The sequence below is a fragment of the Burkholderia sp. Se-20373 genome (assembly GCF_017104705.1).
Taxonomy (GTDB): Bacteria; Pseudomonadota; Gammaproteobacteria; order Burkholderiales; family Burkholderiaceae; genus Burkholderia.
Window position 1 is genome coordinate 24,555 of the sequence record NZ_JAAGPH010000032.1, and the last position, 14,392, is coordinate 38,946.

A 14,392-nucleotide genomic window follows, 5' to 3' on the forward strand; every position below is an offset into this window, starting at 1 on the left:
CGGAAGCGTCGGTCGAATCAGCGGGCGGGCGGCAGCGTGATGCCGGGGAAGGTCTTGATCACGGCGGAATCGTCCTCGCCGCCGTGGCCGGCGCTCGACGCGCTCATGAACATCTGGTGCGCGGTGGCCGACAGCGGCAGCGGGAACTTGCTGCGGCGCGCGGTATCGAGCACGAGGCCGAGATCCTTCACGAAGATGTCGACGGCCGACAGCGGCGTGTAGTCGCCGTTCAGGATGTGCGGCACGCGGTTCTCGAACATCCACGAATTGCCGGCGCTGTGCGTGATCACGTCGTACAGCGCATCGGCATCGACGCCTTCGCGCAGGCCGAGCGCCATCGCCTCGGCCGCCGCCGCGATGTGCACGCCGGCCAGCAGCTGGTTGATGATCTTCACTTTCGAGCCGATGCCGTGCGCGTCGCCGAGGCGATAGACCTTGCCGGCGATCGCCGCGAGCACGTCCTCGCAGCCCGCATAGGCGGCGGCCGGGCCCGACGTCATCATCGTCATCTCGCCGGAGGCCGCGCGCGCGGCGCCGCCGGATACCGGCGCATCGAGCATCTGCAGGCCGGCCGCCTCGATCCGCGCGCCGAGCGCGACCGCGAACTCGGGCGCAACGGTCGCGCTGGCGATCACGACGCCGCCCGGCTTCATCGCCGCGACCGCGCCGTGCTCGCCGAACAGCACCGTGTCGGTCTGCGCGGCATTGACGACGAGCGTGACGACGACGTCGCACTGCGCGCCGAGTTCGGCCGGCGTCGCGCAGGCGATGCCGCCTTCGGCGGCGAACGCCTGCAGCACGGTGTCGCGCACGTCGCATGCGTGCACGCGCAGGCCGGCGCGCAGCAGCGAGCGGGCGACGCCGAGGCCCATCGCGCCGAGGCCGATGACTCCAACATTTCGTGACATGGTCAACCTTGATCGATTCGGGAGAGGGGCGGCGCGGCCGCCGGGTTCAGCAGATACCGGCTTCCGCGAGGCGGCGGGCGGCGTTGTACATGTGCGTGCGTGCCGCGTTGCGTGCGGCCATCGGGTCGCGCGCGCGGATCGCGTCGGCGATCGCCGCGTGTTCGTCGCGCACCTGGCGCGAGAAGTCCTCGCGCGTCGCTTCGTTGCGACGCGTGACCTTCACGCCGGCTTCGAGGTACTGGTTCAGGAACTGCAGCGTCTTCAGGAAATACGGGTTGCCGGTGACGGCCGCGATCGTGCGGTGGAACGCGACGTCTTCCGCGACGCCGTCGCGCCCTTCGGCCACCGCGTCATCGATCTTGCGCAGCGCGTCGTCGATGTCGGCCATGTCTTCATCGGTGTGGTTCAACGCGGCTTCGGCCGCGACCTCGGCCTCGATCGCGCGGCGCACCGCAAGCAGGTGCGGCAGCGACGTGGCTTCGACGGCCTCCGCGTAGTCGATCCGCAGCGGCCGGATCGCGCCGTGCTGGTTCACGTACACGCCGCTGCCCTGGCGCGGCTCGACCACGCCTTCGTTCTTCAGCCGCGAGATCGCCTCGCGAATCACCGTGCGGCTCACGCCGAATTCCTGCGCGAGCACGGCCTCCGTCGGCAGCTTGCCGGTGGCGGAGAAACTGCCGACTTCGATCTGCTTGAGCAGTTGCTGCGCGACATGGTCGCTCATCGCACGGGCGGGAATTTTCTCGAACATGGTGCTCTGGTTTGTCAGGTTATGTGGTCATCATACAAATTTGAGCGTGCGGCAGCATCCGGGATAACCCTCGGTTATCGGAGTGCAACGTCGGTTAAATTGATTGGAACCGGTTCCAATTGAGCTTAAACCGATGCGTTCGAGTGTCGTGTCGCGATCGGTTGGAGAAGGAGCGGGGGCCCGTCGCCGTCAGTCGGCGATGTCCTCGACGGGGTCCGCCGCGATTGCCGCGCCGGCTTCCGCCACTTCCCCGCCACGCTCCCGATAGGTCGCCGGCGGCACGCCGAACTGCTTGCGGAATTCGCGCCCGAGGTGCGACGCATCGGCGAATCCGCAGCTCGACGCGATATCGGCCACCGTGCGGTCCGAACTCGTCAGCAGCCACGCGGCCGTGCGCAGCCGCACCTGCTTCGCGAACGCCTGCGGGCTCTTGCCCGTCTCCGCCTTGAACAGCCGCTCGAGCTGCCGCGTCGACAAATCGAGCTTGCTCGCGAGCTCGTCGAGCGACAGCGCGCGGCCGACATGCTGTTCCATCAGGAGAATCGCGCGCTTGACCTTCGGGTGCGTCGCCGGCTCGAGGCCCGGCGGATGCGGCTGCGGCGCATTGCCTTTCTGCATCTCGCCGACCAGCAGGATGCGCAGCGCCTTCTGCACGGTCGCGTGATCGAAGTGGCGCAGCAGGATCGCGGCGGCGACGTCGATCGACGCGCGGCCGCCCGAGCAGGTGATACGGCGCCGGTCGATCACGAACAGCCGGTCGGCGATCAGCAGGTCGGGATCGGCGGCGGGAAAGCGCTCGATGAAGTCCCAGTAGTGGAACCAGCTCACGCAGGTGCGGTAGCCGTCGAGCACGCCGGCCCGCATCAGCGTGAACACGCCGGTGCAGATGCCGACGACCGTCGCGCCGCCTGCCGCCGCGCGGCGGATGAAGTCGAGTGTCTCGGGGCCGGCCTGCGGTCCCGAATGCAGCAGCCCGCCGACCACCACCACATAGTCGAACGGCTCGGCCGCGTCGAACGTTTCCCACGGCGTGATCTGGATCCCGCAGCTTGCGCGCACCGGCGCGAGGGTCTCGCCGATCACGCTCCACGCGCAGCGCACGGGCTTGCTGTAGTCGCCGTCGTCCGCCGACAGCCGCAGCATGTCGACGAAGCCGGAGAAGGCCGTCAGCGTGAAGTTCGGCAGCAGCACGATGCCGAAGCGGATACGCCGCGGCGCGGGTTCTGCGAGGGGGGAAGCGGGTACGTCGGTTGTCATCGCGGCCAATCTCTTCACGCCGGGCGGGCGGTCTCACTCAGTCTGTTGATACGGGTCATGCGGGTACGGCGGCCGGGCGGGGCGGATGCAGCCAGCGTCGCTGATCGGTTCCGGCACGACTTGTGGTTTTCCGTCGCGAACCATCGCCAAAACGCACTTTCGGGCCTGCTGAAGTAGCGCTTGGCGGCGGTATCCCACGCCGATGCCGTTTTTGTTCTATCGGCCGATTTTACGCTTTGATGTACTGGCGCCAACGACATTTCACGTGTGTGCCACCCAGAGGAAGCCAATGAACGTCAGCGTCTTCGACCTGTTCAAGATCGGCATCGGCCCGTCCAGTTCGCATACGGTCGGCCCGATGATCGCCGCGTGCCGCTTCGCGTCGCACGTGGAGGACGCGAACCTGCTCGGTTTCGTGCGCCGCGTGCGGGTCGAACTATACGGCTCGCTCGGCGCGACCGGCAAGGGCCACGGCACCGACAAGGCCGTGCTGCTCGGTCTCGAGGGCCACCTGCCGGACACGATCGATCCGGACCTGATCGAGCCGCGGCTCGCCGCGATCCGCGCGGAGAAATCGCTGTCGCTGCTCGGCAAGCAGACCGTCCGTTTCGAGGAAAAGGAGCACATCGGCTTCTATCGCAAGCTGATGAGCGGCACGAGCATCGTGCACCCGAACGGGATGCGCTTCCAGGCGTTCGACGAGCACGGCCAGCTGCTCGTCGAGAAAGAGTATTACTCGGTCGGCGGCGGCTTCGTCGTGAACCGCGACGGCGATCGCGTGAACGGCGTGCGCGCGGCGGTCGAGGTGCCGTATCCGTTCCGCACCGGCGACGACCTGATGCGCCAGTGCCGCGAGCACGGGCTGTCGATCGCCGAGCTGATGATGCGCAACGAATGCGCGCTGCGTCCCGCCGACGAAGTGCGCGCCGGGCTGCTCGCGATCTGGCGCACGATGGCCGCCTGCGTCGAGCGCGGCTGCAAGGTCGAGGGCGACCTGCCGGGCCCGATGCGCGTGAAGCGCCGCGCGGCCGAGCTGAACGCCCGCCTGCGCGAGCGCTCGGAAGAGTCGCTGCGCGACCCGCTGTCGATGCTCGACTGGGTCAACCTGTATGCGATGGCCGTCAACGAGGAGAACGCGGCGGGCGGCCGGGTCGTCACCGCGCCGACCAACGGCGCGGCCGGCGTGATTCCCGCGGTGCTGCACTACTACGTGAAGTTCGTGCCGGGCTCGAACGAAGCCGGCATCGTCGAATTCCTGATGACAGCCGCGGCGATCGGGATCATCTACAAGGAAACGGCGTCGATTTCCGGCGCGGAAGTGGGTTGCCAGGGCGAAGTGGGCGTCGCGTGCTCGATGGCGGCCGCCGCGCTCGCCGCGGTGATGGGCGGCACGCCCGACCAGGTCGAGAACGCCGCCGAGATCGGCATGGAGCACAACCTCGGGATGACCTGCGACCCGGTCGGCGGGCTCGTGCAGATCCCGTGCATCGAGCGCAACGCGATGGGCGCGATCAAGGCGCTGAACGCGTCGCGCATGGCGCTCAAGGGTAACGGCCAGCACTACGTGTCGCTCGATTCGGTCATCAAGACGATGCGCGAGACGGGCGCCGACATGAAGACGAAATACAAGGAAACGTCGCGCGGCGGTCTGGCCGTGAACGTCATCGAATGCTAAACGAAGGATCACTCACATGAGCCGCTACTCGATATTCAGCCTGTTCCGCAACGGCCTCTCGTATCACGAGAACTGGGAAAAGCAGTGGAAAAGCCCGGAACCGAAGAAGGAATACGACGTCGTGATCGTCGGCGGCGGCGGCCACGGCCTCGCGACCGCGTATTACCTCGCGAAGGAGCACGGGATCACGAACGTCGCGATCCTCGAGAAGGGCTGGATCGGCGGCGGCAACACCGCGCGCAACACGACGATCGTGCGCTCGAACTATCTGTGGGACGAGTCGGCCGCGCTGTACGAGAAGGCGATGAAGCTGTGGGAAGGGCTGTCGCAGGACCTGAACTACAACGTGATGTTCAGCCAGCGCGGCGTGATGAACCTGGCCCACACGCTGCAGGACGTGCGTGACACCGAGCGCCGCGTGAACGCGAACCGGCTGAACGGCGTCGACGCCGAATTCCTGACGCCCGCGCAGATCAAGGAAATCGAGCCGACCATCAACCTGAACAGCCGCTATCCGGTGCTCGGCGCATCGATCCAGCGCCGCGCGGGCGTGGCGCGTCACGACGCGGTGGCCTGGGGCTTCGCACGCGGCGCGGACCGCGCGGGTGTCGACATCATCCAGAACTGCCAGGTGACGGGCATTCGCCGCGAAGGCGGTGCGGTGGTCGGCGTCGATACGGTGAAGGGCTTCATCAAGGCGAAGAAGGTCGCGGTGGTCGCGGCCGGCAACACGACGACGCTCGCCGACATGGCCGGCGTGCGCCTGCCGATCGAAAGCCACCCGCTGCAGGCGCTGGTGTCCGAGCCGATCAAGCCGGTCGTCAACTCGGTGATCATGTCGAACGCGGTGCACGCGTACATCAGCCAGTCCGACAAGGGCGACCTCGTGATCGGCGCCGGCATCGACCAGTACACGGGCTTCGGCCAGCGCGGCAGCTTCCACATCATCGAAAGCACGCTGCAGGCGATCGTCGAGATGTTCCCGGTGTTCTCGCGCGTGCGGATGAACCGCCAGTGGGGCGGCATCGTCGACGTGTCGCCGGACGCGTGCCCGATCATCACCAAGACCGACGTGAAGGGCCTCTATTTCAACTGCGGCTGGGGCACCGGCGGCTTCAAGGCGACGCCCGGCTCGGGCTGGGTGTTCGCGCACACGATCGCCCGCGACGAACCGCATCCGCTGAACGCGCCGTTCGCGCTCGACCGTTTCTACACGGGCCACCTGATCGACGAGCACGGCGCTGCCGCCGTCGCGCACTGACCGCTACCGCACAGACACAGGAGAAAGAAACATGTTGCTGATCGAATGTCCGTGGTGCGGGCCGCGCGCCGAATCCGAGTTCTCGTGCGGTGGTGAAGCCGACATCGTGCGCCCCGTGAACAACGAGAACATGACCGACCGCGAATGGGGCGAGTACGTGTTCATGCGCGAGAACAAGCGCGGGCTGCACAAGGAGCAATGGCTGCACGCGCAGGGCTGCCGTCGCTGGTTCAAGGCCACGCGCGACACGGTGACCTACGATATCAAGGGCTACGAAAAGTTCGGTGGCGACGCTGCCGGCAACGCACACGAAGAGGGCACGAGCAAATGAGCCAGAAAGACCGCCTCGGCACCGGTGGCCGCATCAATCGCGCGATTCCGTTGACCTTCACGTTCAACGGCCGCACGTATCAAGGCTTCCAGGGCGACACGCTCGCGTCCGCGCTGCTCGCGAACGGCGTGCATTTCGTCGCGCGCAGCTTCAAGTACCACCGCCCGCGCGGGATCGTGACGGCGGACGTCGCGGAACCGAACGCCGTCGTGCAGCTCGAATCGGGCCCGTACACGGTGCCGAACGCGCGCGCGACCGAGATCGAGCTGTACCAGGGGCTCGTCGCGTCCAGCGTGAACGCGGAGCCGTCGCTCGAGAACGACAAGTACGCGATCAACCAGAAGCTGTCGCGCTTCCTGCCGGCCGGCTTCTATTACAAGACCTTCATGTGGCCGCGCAACATGTGGCCGAAGTACGAAGAGAAGATCCGCGAAGCGGCCGGCCTCGGCAAGGCGCCGGAAGCGCTCGACGCCGATCGCTACGACAAGTGCTACGCGCACTGCGACGTGCTCGTGGTCGGCGGTGGCCCGTCGGGCCTCGCGGCCGCGCATGCGGCGGCCACGGCCGGCGCGCGCGTGATCCTCGTCGACGACCAGCGCGAGCTCGGCGGCAGCCTGCTGTCGTGCCGCGCCGAGATCGACGCGAAGCCCGCGCTGCAGTGGGTCGAGAAGATCGAGGCCGAGCTGCGCAAGCTGCCCGACGTGACGATCCTGTCGCGCAGCACCGCGTTCGGCTACCAGGACCACAACCTCGTGACGGTCACGCAGCGCCTGACCGATCACCTGCCGGTGTCGATGCGCAAGGGCACGCGCGAACTGCTGTGGAAGGTCCGCGCGAAGCGCGTGATTCTCGCGACCGGCGCGCACGAGCGTCCGATCGTGTTCGGCAACAACGACCTGCCGGGCGTGATGCTCGCAGGCGCCGTGTCCACCTACGTGCATCGCTTCGGCGTGCTGCCGGGCCGCAACGCGGTCGTGTTCACGAACAACGATCGCGCGTACCAGACCGCGCTCGACCTGAAGGCGTGCGGCGCGAAAGTGACGGTCGTCGATTCGCGCGCATCGTCGAACGGTGCGCTGCCGGCCGCCGCAAAGCGGCAGGGCGTGACGGTGATGAGCGGCGCGGTCGTGACGGGCGCATCGGGCAAGTGGCGCGTATCGTCGGTCGACGTCGCGTCCTACTCGAACGGCCAGACCGGCGGCAAGCTGCAGACGCTGCCGTGCGACCTCGTCGCGATGTCGGGCGGCTTCAGCCCGGTGCTGCACCTGTTCGCGCAGTCGGGCGGCAAGGCCTGCTGGAACGACGAGAAGGCCTGCTTCCTGCCGGGCAAGCCCGTGCAGGCGGAAGCGAGCATCGGTGCCGCGGCCGGCGAATTCGGCCTGGCGCGCGCGCTGCGGCTCGCGGTCGATGCGGGCGTGGAAGCCGCGAAGGCGGCGGGTTTCACCGCAGAGCAGCGCGCCGTTGCGCCGCAGGTCGCGGAAACCGTCGAAGGCGCACTGCAGCCGCTGTGGCTGGTCGGCAGCCGCGAAGCCGCGGCACGCGGGCCGAAGCAGTTCGTCGACTTCCAGAACGACGTGTCGGCCGCGGACATCCTGCTGGCCGCACGCGAAGGCTTCGAGTCGGTCGAGCACGTGAAGCGCTACACGGCGATGGGCTTCGGCACCGACCAGGGCAAGCTCGGCAACATCAACGGGATGGCGATCCTCGCGGGGGCGCTCGGCAAGACGATTCCGGAAACGGGCACGACGACGTTCCGCCCGAACTACACGCCCGTGTCGTTCGGCACGTTCGCGGGCCGCGAGCTCGGCGATTTCCTCGATCCGATCCGCAAGACCTGCGTGCACGAGTGGCACGTCGAGCACGGCGCGCTGTTCGAGGACGTCGGCAACTGGAAGCGGCCGTGGTACTTCCCGAAGAACGGCGAGGATCTCCATGCGGCCGTGAAGCGCGAATGCCTGGCGGTGCGCAACAGCGTCGGCATCCTCGACGCGTCGACGCTCGGCAAGATCGACATCCAGGGCCCGGACGCGGTGAAGCTGCTGAACTGGATGTACACGAACCCGTGGAACAAGCTCGAAGTGGGCAAGTGCCGCTACGGGCTGATGCTCGACGAGAACGGGATGGTGTTCGACGACGGCGTGACGGTGCGCCTCGCCGACCAGCATTTCATGATGACGACCACGACGGGCGGCGCGGCGCGCGTGCTCACGTGGCTCGAACGCTGGCTGCAGACCGAATGGCCCGACATGAAGGTGCGGCTGTCGTCGGTCACCGATCACTGGGCGACGTTCGCGGTGGTCGGCCCGAAGAGCCGCAAGGTCGTGCAGAAGGTGTGCCAGGACATCGACTTCGGCAACGAGGCGTTCCCGTTCATGAGCTACCGGAACGGCACGGTTGCAGGGGCGAAGGCGCGCGTGATGCGGATCAGCTTCTCGGGCGAGCTCGCCTATGAAGTGAACGTGCCGGCGAACGCGGGCCGCGCGGTGTGGGAAGCGCTGATGGCGGCCGGCGCCGAGTTCGACATCACGCCGTACGGCACCGAGACGATGCACGTGCTGCGCGCGGAGAAGGGCTACATCATCGTCGGCCAGGATACCGACGGCTCGATCACGCCGTACGACCTCGGGATGGGCGGCGTCGTCGCGAAGTCGAAGGACTTCCTCGGCAAGCGCTCGCTGTCGCGTTCGGACACCGCGAAGGAGGGCCGCAAGCAGTTCGTCGGCCTGCTGACCGAGGACGAGCAGTTCGTGCTGCCGGAAGGCGCGCAGATCATCGCGAAGGACACGCAGGTGTCGGCGGTCGATCCGACACCGATGCTCGGCCACGTGACGTCGAGCTACTACAGCCCGATCCTGAAGCGCTCGATCGCGCTCGCGGTGGTGAAGGGCGGCCTGAACAAGATGGGCGAGAGCGTCGTGATTCCGCTGGCCAACGGCAAGCGCATCACCGCGAAGATCTCGAGCCCGGTTTTCTACGATACCGAAGGGGTGCGCCAGCATGTGGAATGAAACCAGAAACCAGACGCAGGTGGCGGGTGCGGGCGGCGTGACGCTTGAATCGCCGTTCGTCGGCGCGGCCGACGTGCTGAAGCCGCACCAGGCGCGCGCCTCGAAGAAGTTCACGCTGCGCGAGCGGCCGTTCCTCGATCTCGTCAACGTGCGCGGCGAGTTGAGCGATCCGGCGTTCGTGAGCGCGTTCGAGCGCGTGGTCGGCTGCCGGCCGCCCGCGGCGCCGAACACGGTCGCGCGCGGCGCCGAGTACGACGTGCTGTGGCTCGGCCCCGACGAGTGGCTCGTGCGCTCGAACGGACCCGTGCCGGCGGGCGTGCTCGAAGCGAAGCTCGCGGAAGCCGTGCAGGGCACGTATTCGGCGGCCGTCGACGTCGGCAGCGGCTATACGGTGGTCGAGATCAGCGGCGAACGCGTGCGCGACGTGCTCGCGCGCGGCTGCCCGCTCGATCTCCATCCGTGTGCGTTCAAGCCGGGCCAGTGCGCGCAGTCGCATTACTTCAAGTCGTCGATCGTGCTGATCCCGACCGGTGACGATGCGTTCGAGATCGTCCTGCGCCGCAGCTTCGCCGACTACTTCGTGCGCATCATGCTCGACGCGGCCGCGCCGCTCGCATCATGAAGCCGTTCGACGAACCGTTCGTGGCGATCGATGCGCCGCGCCTGCGCGGGCGCGGCTGGAGCGTGTTCGTCGACGAACTGAAGGTGCCCGCGCGGATCGGCATTCATGCGCACGAGCATGAAGCGCCGCAGCCGATCGTGATCGATGCAAGGCTCGGCTATCGGTGCGAGCCGAGCGAGCAGGGCGAATGGATCGATTACGACGGCTATTGCGCGCGGCTTGCGGCGTTCCTGTCGCACAAGCCGCATACGCGGCTGCTCGAAACGCTCGTCGCCGATATCGCGGTGCTGTCGTTCCGTGAGTGGCCGGCGCTGGAGTCGCTGACGCTGTCGGTGTACAAGCCGAAGATCCGGCCCGGCACGAAGCGCGTCGGTGTGTCGCTCGACTGGACGCGTGGGGATTATTTGCGGTGGACGGGGGCGGCGGGGCAGTTTTGATGCGGGAGAGGCGGCCGACGAGCGCGTCGAAACGATGCCGGTCGGCCGCCAGCATGGCACTTGTCGGGCTGTATAGTTCCTGGAATATGAGAATAATGCGTCGACCGTAAGTATGCCGGCATTTGTTCCTGAAATATGAGAACAATTCGCCATCACCGGCGTTCAAGCCTATAATTCCGATATTCTCGTAACAATGTCGTCGATGCACGTTCGCCGGCATTTTGTTCCTGGTATCCCGGAATTATGGCTCGTACCTTACCCCGCCCAATTGCATCACCCGACCCGCTTGCGCAAGATCTCGCGGCGTTGGGGGCGCTCGTCCGCAACCGGCGGGCGCAGAACCAGATGCGGATCGACGACGCGGCCGATATGCTCGGCGTCTCCAAGGATGTGCTGTCGCGGCTCGAAAACGGCCGGGCAGTGAGCCTCGACAAGTTGTTCAAGGTACTCGACGGCTTGGGTCTCAATTTGCTCGTCATACCGAAACGCGAAGTGCCCGTCGCGCGCAAGGCGTTGCATGAACTGGCTGAGCCGACTATTCCGGCGGGTTCGCGAGAGGGTGCCTGATGGTTCATCGCCTGCGCATCTCGACCAACGGTTCGCCCGTCGGGCAACTGACCTACGACGCCCGTCAGGACGACTACGGTTTTTCGTATGACCCGACGTGGCAGGCGCGCGCCGATGCGTTCGCGTTGTCGCCATGCATTCCGCTCGACGGTCGTTCGCTTCCCGTGGGCGCGGTGCAGCGCTTCATCGGCAATCTGTTGCCTGAGGGGCGTGCGCTCGAAGTGGCCGCGGCGATGTATCAGCTATCGAAGGACAACGTGTTCGGCCTGATCCGGATGCTCGGCAAGGAGCCGGTCGGCGCGCTGAGTTTCCTGCCGGACGACGCTGATGATGTGCAGGCACCGGAAGCCGCCGAGTCCGAACGTCGCGTGATATCCGCGGAGGAGTTGACCGACCGCATTCGCAAGCGCGACGCGATTCCGTTTCCGGTGTGGGACGGCCAGGTCCGGCTGTCGATTGCCGGCCATCAGGACAAACTGCAGGTGCTGGTCGAGGGGGAGCAATTTGCACTCGTCGAAGGGGCGCTCAGCAGCACGCACATTCTGAAGCCGGAGTCGGGCAACCCGCATGCGCCGTTCATGGTCGCCAACGAGCATTTCTGCATGACACTGGCCGCTCGTATGGGGCTGCCCGTGGCGCCCGTCGAGATTCGCCGCATCCCGGAACCCATTCTGCTCATCGAGCGCTTCGACCGGATCGTGACGACCGAGCCGGACGATCCGACGCGCGTCAATGCGGTGCGACGCCTTCACGTCATCGACGGATGCCAGGCATTGGACTTGCCGGCGACGCTCAAGTACGAACGCAACCTCGGTAACAACGCGGACGTGCGCAATATTCGCGAAGGCGTGAGCTTCGAGAAGCTGTTCTCGCTGACACCGTATCTCGAGACCCCGGCAGCCGCGCGCACGGCAATGCTGCGCTGGGCACTGCTGCAACTGCTGATCGGCAACAGCGACGCGCATGGCAAGAACATCTCGTTTTTCGTCAGCGGTGGCGGGCTTGCGCCGGCCCCGTTTTACGACCTCGTTTGCGTCGACGTGTATGGCGACGCGTACGTCCAGGATATGGCGATGGCTTACGGGGATGTGTTTCGCACGGAGGAATTGACCGCGTTTGCACTCGCGGATTTTGCGCATCGCACGCAGATCCGGCCATCGTTCGTCGCGCGGGAAATGTCGAAGATGGCAAGTCTGGCGAAGAAGCTCGCGCCCGAATTGGCGGAGTCCGACGTTTACGCGGGCGATGAACGTGGATGGGTAGGCAATATTTCGGAGTACGTGTGTGATCAGGCAGACCGTGTACTGCGTATTGCACCTATGGTGTCCAAGGTGAACGTCGATCTGCTTTGAAATCGGGTGCGCCACGGGCGATCGCTGCAACACGGATTCCGGTGTGCCGCAACGATCACCCTGAGCCGAAGCATCAAGCCGCAGCCACCCCACCCAACGCCGGATAGTCGACATACCCGCGCGCATCGCCACCAAAGAACGTTTCGCGCCGTGCGTCGTTCATCGGCGCGCCGGTCTTCACCCGCGTCACGAAATCCGGATTCGCCAGCACCATCTGCCCGTACGCTTCGAGATCGGCCAGCCCCGACTTCAGGTCGTCGCCGATCGCGTCGCGCGGGCGGCCCGGGCGGTTCAGGATCAGCATGCCGCTCCAGCGCGCGCGCAGGTCGGCCAGCAGCGCTTCGTCGCCGTGATGCATCACGTGCAGGTACGCGAGGCCGAGCCGGTCGAGTTCCGTTACCAGATAGCGATTCAGGTCCGGCCCTTGCTCGCCTTCATCGACACCACCCAGCGTCGCGCGAGGAGACAAGCGGATCGCCGTGCGGTCGGCGCCGATCTCGTCGGCGATCGCCGTCGCGACCTCGATCGCGAAGCGGGCGCGGTTCTCGATCGAGCCGCCGTACACGTCGGTGCGTGTGTTCGCATTCGGCGAGAAGAACTGCTGGACAAGATACCCGTTCGCGCCGTGGATCTCGACGCCGTCGGCACCGGCCTCGATCGCGCGGCGTGCCGCGGTGCGGAAGTCCTCGACGGTCGCGCGCACTTCCTCGGTCGTCAATGCGCGCGGCACCGGGATGTCCTGCATGCCCTTCACCGTGAACATCTGCGCGCCAGGCGCGATCGCCGAAGGCGCGACGCCCTGCCGGTGATGCGGCGTATTGTCCGGATGCGACATGCGCCCGACGTGCATCAGCTGGATGAAGAGACGGCTGCCGCGCGCATGCACGGCGTCGCTGATCGCCTTCCAGCCGGCGACGTGCGCATCGGTGTAGATGCCGGGCGTCGTGAGATAGCCCTGCCCGTCGTCGGAAGGTTGCGTGCCCTCGGTGACGATCAGGCCGAGGCTCGCGCGCTGTGCATAGTATTCGGCGGCCCATTCGCCGGGCGTGCCGTCGAAGGCGGCGCGGCTGCGCGTCATCGGCGCCATGACGAGGCGGTTTTGCAGCGTGTAGCGGCCCACGCGGGCCGGGGTGAACAGCTGGCTCATGATGTGTTGCTCCTCGAGATTCGGGATAGCGGCGCCGGGTCGGTGCCGCCTCGGGCGCCGGCCGCGCACGGGTGTGCCGACCTCGCCTCCACGCATCCATCATCCATTGCTTCCTTTTCGGGATAAACCGGGTAATCTGGATAACATTGATCCACTGATGAGGCAATGAGCATGGAACTGCTGAACGACATGGCGCTGTTCGTCGAAGTCGTGAAAGCAAAGGGCTTTCGCAGCGCGGCCGAGACGCTGGGGATGCCGAACTCGACGCTGTCGCGGCGCATCGGCGCGCTGGAGAAGGCGATCGGGCTGCGGCTGCTGCATCGCACGACGCGCCGGATCGAACTGACCGAGGCCGGCCAGCTCTACTTCGAACGCTGCAAGCGCATCGTCGACGAGGCGCGGCTCGCGCACGAGCAGCTCGGCGGCCTGCTGGCGGAGCCGACCGGCGTGTTGCGCGCGTCGTTTCCGGTCGATTTCGCGGTGGTCATCCTGGCGCCGCTGCTCGTCGAATTCGCGAACCGCCATCCGAAGCTGAGCTTCGATTACGAACTGACGTCGCGGCGTGTCGATCTGGTGAGCGAACCGTTCGACGTGGCGATCCGCATGGGCCCATCCGAGGATTCGCAACTGATCGCACGGCGGATCGCGACGTTACGGAACTACCTGTATGCGTCGCCCGGTTATCTCGAGCGCGCCGGCGAGCCGCGTGAACCGGAAGACCTCGCCCGGCACGCGTGCCTCGGTTTGCAGCGGAGCGGGTCATGGACGCTGCATGACGGCACGCGTGCCGTTGCGGTGCCGGTGAGCAGCCGTTTCGGGGCGAACAGCGTCGGCATGCTGCGGCGCCTGGCCACGCTCGACGCGGGCATCATCATGCTGTCGGAGGCGATCGTCGCGGACGATCTGGCCGCCGGCCGGCTGCGCCGCGTGATGCCCGAATGGGAAGGCGAGCCGATCCCCGTCTATGCGATGACGGAAACGCGGCTGCTGCCCGCGAAGACGCAGCATTTCATCGAATTTTTGCGGGAGCGTTTCGCGCAGGCGTGACGAGATGTTGCGCGGGCATCCTTCTGTCG

Annotated in this window: 13 protein-coding genes; 9 read left to right on the forward strand and 4 right to left on the reverse strand. The window is 66.6% G+C overall.

Annotated elements, in window-relative coordinates:
- Positions 1 to 17: 17 nt before the first annotated feature.
- The 3 genes from ltnD to G3N96_RS13605 all read right to left on the reverse strand — a co-directional run bounded on the left by ltnD (position 18) and on the right by G3N96_RS13605 (position 2,916).
- Positions 18 to 908: an L-threonate dehydrogenase gene (ltnD, locus tag G3N96_RS13595; protein ID WP_124585119.1), complete on the reverse strand. Its 891-nt coding sequence runs from the start codon at positions 906 to 908 to the stop codon at positions 18 to 20.
- Positions 909 to 954: 46 nt separating this feature from the next.
- Complete coding sequence (locus G3N96_RS13600; protein WP_206137537.1) at positions 955 to 1,659, reverse strand: FadR/GntR family transcriptional regulator; 705 nt, start codon at positions 1,657 to 1,659, stop codon at positions 955 to 957.
- 189 nt (positions 1,660 to 1,848) lie between these two features.
- Positions 1,849 to 2,916, reverse strand: a complete 1,068-nt coding sequence (locus G3N96_RS13605) for a GlxA family transcriptional regulator (protein WP_206137538.1) — start codon at positions 2,914 to 2,916, stop codon at positions 1,849 to 1,851.
- Between the two features lie 289 nt (positions 2,917 to 3,205).
- On the opposite strand from G3N96_RS13605, the gene G3N96_RS13610 reads away from it, so the two are divergent.
- The 8 genes from G3N96_RS13610 (at position 3,206) to G3N96_RS13645 (ending at position 12,169) form a co-directional block, all read left to right on the forward strand.
- Positions 3,206 to 4,591 (forward strand): L-serine ammonia-lyase, encoded by a 1,386-nt coding sequence (locus tag G3N96_RS13610; RefSeq protein WP_043180619.1) that lies wholly within the window; start codon positions 3,206 to 3,208, stop codon positions 4,589 to 4,591.
- A gap of 16 nt (positions 4,592 to 4,607) precedes the next feature.
- Positions 4,608 to 5,852, forward strand: a complete 1,245-nt coding sequence (locus G3N96_RS13615) for a sarcosine oxidase subunit beta family protein (protein ID WP_006480591.1) — start codon at positions 4,608 to 4,610, stop codon at positions 5,850 to 5,852.
- 31 nt (positions 5,853 to 5,883) lie between these two features.
- A complete protein-coding gene (locus tag G3N96_RS13620) occupies positions 5,884 to 6,183 on the forward strand; it encodes a sarcosine oxidase subunit delta (protein ID WP_027790629.1) in 300 nt (99 codons plus the stop codon).
- Entirely contained in the window at positions 6,180 to 9,191 is a 3,012-nt protein-coding gene (locus tag G3N96_RS13625; protein WP_206137539.1) for a sarcosine oxidase subunit alpha family protein, read from the forward strand. Before G3N96_RS13620 ends, G3N96_RS13625 begins: the two co-directional genes overlap by 4 nt.
- A complete protein-coding gene (locus G3N96_RS13630; protein ID WP_206137540.1) occupies positions 9,181 to 9,813 on the forward strand; it encodes a sarcosine oxidase subunit gamma in 633 nt (210 codons plus the stop codon). The genes G3N96_RS13625 and G3N96_RS13630 overlap by 11 nt, the downstream gene beginning before the upstream one ends.
- On the forward strand, positions 9,810 to 10,250 hold the full coding sequence (locus tag G3N96_RS13635; RefSeq protein ID WP_011354099.1) for a dihydroneopterin aldolase: 441 nt from the start codon (positions 9,810 to 9,812) through the stop codon (positions 10,248 to 10,250). The genes G3N96_RS13630 and G3N96_RS13635 overlap by 4 nt, the downstream gene beginning before the upstream one ends.
- A 243-nt stretch (positions 10,251 to 10,493) precedes the next feature.
- Positions 10,494 to 10,817, forward strand: a complete 324-nt coding sequence (locus tag G3N96_RS13640; protein WP_206137541.1) for a helix-turn-helix transcriptional regulator — start codon at positions 10,494 to 10,496, stop codon at positions 10,815 to 10,817.
- On the forward strand, positions 10,817 to 12,169 hold the full coding sequence (locus G3N96_RS13645; protein WP_206137542.1) for a HipA domain-containing protein: 1,353 nt from the start codon (positions 10,817 to 10,819) through the stop codon (positions 12,167 to 12,169). Before G3N96_RS13640 ends, G3N96_RS13645 begins: the two co-directional genes overlap by 1 nt.
- Before the next feature lie 73 nt (positions 12,170 to 12,242).
- Here G3N96_RS13645 and G3N96_RS13650 read toward each other — a convergent pair whose 3' ends face one another.
- Complete coding sequence (locus tag G3N96_RS13650) at positions 12,243 to 13,316, reverse strand: alkene reductase (RefSeq protein ID WP_206137543.1); 1,074 nt, start codon at positions 13,314 to 13,316, stop codon at positions 12,243 to 12,245.
- A gap of 171 nt (positions 13,317 to 13,487) precedes the next feature.
- Between G3N96_RS13650 and G3N96_RS13655 the strand changes: the two genes are divergently transcribed.
- Positions 13,488 to 14,363, forward strand: a complete 876-nt coding sequence (locus tag G3N96_RS13655; protein WP_206137544.1) for a LysR family transcriptional regulator — start codon at positions 13,488 to 13,490, stop codon at positions 14,361 to 14,363.
- The last annotated feature ends 29 nt before the right edge of the window (positions 14,364 to 14,392 follow it).